Origin of the sequence: Methylobacterium sp. (genome assembly GCF_019750675.1) — a bacterium.
Taxonomy (GTDB): domain Bacteria; phylum Pseudomonadota; class Alphaproteobacteria; order Rhizobiales; family Beijerinckiaceae; genus Methylobacterium.
In genome coordinates, this window is sequence record NZ_JAIEOF010000212.1 from 1 (window position 1) to 2,278 (window position 2,278).

The 2,278-nt window shown below is 71.9% G+C and carries 2 protein-coding genes; both read left to right on the forward strand.

Annotation, left to right across the window (positions count from 1 at the left end; genetic code table 11):
• The first annotated feature begins 444 nt into the window (after positions 1 to 444).
• On the forward strand, positions 445 to 1,557 hold the full coding sequence (locus tag K2X24_RS11510; RefSeq protein ID WP_292498034.1) for an acyl-CoA dehydrogenase family protein: 1,113 nt from the start codon (positions 445 to 447) through the stop codon (positions 1,555 to 1,557).
• A gap of 26 nt (positions 1,558 to 1,583) precedes the next feature.
• Positions 1,584 to 2,278 (forward strand): LLM class flavin-dependent oxidoreductase (locus tag K2X24_RS11515; RefSeq protein ID WP_292498031.1); only part of this gene is annotated, 695 nt, incomplete at its 3' end.

The window sequence follows — 2,278 nt, forward strand, 5'->3', positions numbered from 1 at the left end:
CCAGGACGGGATCGGGCCCCTCGATCGCTGTCATCGCGTGTGCTCCATGTCCGGTGGATCCTGATCTGGCGCGTCGTGGCCTGCCGCGTTCGGGGGCAGTGACCCGTGGCGCGGCACGTCAGGTCGTTCGTTATAGAGAACAAGCCGCCAGAGGAAAGGCGCTCCCGGCATGGTCGCGTGGAGTATCTTGGATACGACAGAGCCATTATCTGGTCGTTGATAGCCTCTAACCACGAAATAATCCTCATCGCGGATGCCGACTCGAAAAAGTATTCCCCGTGCGTCGGTTCTAAAAAAAGAACGTTCCCGTTGACTCGGGCGGAGGCCGGCGGGACGATACGGGCGTTGTCTCCCCGGGTGATTTCGTCCCCGGGTTCCCTCCCCCGGTCACCTTCGAGCCGTCCGATTCCGACGTTTCCCGACCCCCATCAGCACGACACCGTCCTGCGCGACCTCGCCCGGCTCTTCGCCGGGCGGGCGGCCGGGCATGATCGCGCGGGGCGCCTCGCGCAGGACAACATCGCGGATCTGCGGGCGGCGGGCCTGATGGGGCTGACCGTGCCGGAACGCCTCGGCGGGGCCGGTGCCGGGCTGGCGCGAGCGGCCGAGGTCATCGGCACGCTCGCGCAGGGCGATCCCTCCACCGCCCTGGTGCTGACCATGCACCTCATCCAGCACGGGCTGATCCACCGGCGCGGGGCCTGGCCCCCTGCCCTCGCCGACCGGGTCGGGCGCGCAGCCGTGAGCGACGGCGCGCTCATCAACGCCCTCCGGGTGGAGCCCGAACTCGGCACGCCGGCGCGCGGTGGCCGCCCCGCGACCGTGGCGCGGGCGACCCCGGAGGGCTGGCGCATCAGCGGGCGCAAGATCTACTCCACGGGCTGCGAGGCCCTGGCCTACGGCCTCATCTTCGTGGCCACCGACGAGGCCGCGCCGCGCGTCGGCAACCTGCTGGTGCCGATGAACGCGCCGGGTCTGCGCATCGTCGAAACCTGGGACCATCTCGGCCTGCGCGCCAGCGGCAGCCACGACGTCGTCCTCGACGATGTCGTTGTCCCCGCCGATCATGCCGTGGATCTGCGCGCGCCCGAAGGCTGGGGCGCGCCCGACCCCGTCCAGCAGGCCTGGAACGCCGTGCTGCTCGCTGCCCTCTACGACGGGGTGGCGCGGGCGGCGCAAGACTGGTTCACGGCTTTCGCGCAGGAGCGCCGGCCGGGCAGCCTCGGCCGGAATCTGGCGGCCCTGCCCCGTTTCCAGGAGGCCGCGGGCGAGAACGCCCGGCTGCTCGCCCTCGACGCCCGCCTGATCCGCGCCCACGCCGAGGAGACGGATCGCGGGCAGCCGCCCTCCGTGCAGGAATCCGGCTTCCTCAAACTCACCGTGACGGAGAACGCCGTCGCGGTGGTGCAGCGCGCGGTGGAGCTTGCCGGCAATCCCGGCCTGTCGCGGGCCAACCCGCTGGAGCGGCACCTGCGCGACGTGCTGTGCGGGCGCATCCACTGGCCGCAGGGCGATGCCGTGCGCGCCGCCGCCGGCCGGGCCGCCCTCGGCCTCTGACCGAACCCTTGAGCGAAGGAGATCCCATGCGCTTTCCCAGCCCCGACGCGATCGAGTTCATCGGCTTCGCCGCCCCCCGCTACCAGTCGGAGACCCACGCGCCGGAAGGCCCGGCCATCGACCGGGATTATCTGCGCCTCCTGGCCCAGGCCCACGAATGGGGCGGGTTCGACCGCATCCTGGTGGCGTTCTACGCCACCGCGCCCGACGCGCTCCTGCTCTCGGCGCAGATCGCGGCGGTGACGGACCGCATCGGCCTGATGATCGCCCACCGCACCGGCTTCACCGCCCCGACCGTGGCCGCGCGCCAGTTCGCGACCCTCGACCAGCTCACGGGCGGGCGCGTCGCCATCCACGCGATCAGCGGCGGCGACGACCGCGAGCTCGCCCAGGACGGCGACCACCTCACCAAGGACCAGCGCTACGTCCGCACCGACGAGTTCCTGACGATCGCCCGGCAGGTCTGGACCGCCGCGAGTCCCTTCGATTTCGCCGGCGCGCATTACCGGGTGGAGCGTGCCTTCTCCGAGGTGAAGCCGGTCGATCCGCGCGGCATCCCGGTCTTTTTCGGCGGCGCTTCGCCGGCCGCCATCGCGGTGGCGGGCCGCCACGCCGACACCTACGCCCTCTGGGGCGAGAGCCTGGATCAGGTCCGCGAGGCGATTCGGACGGTCCGCGCGGCGGCGGCCCCGCACGGGCGCGACCCGCGCTTCAGCCTGTC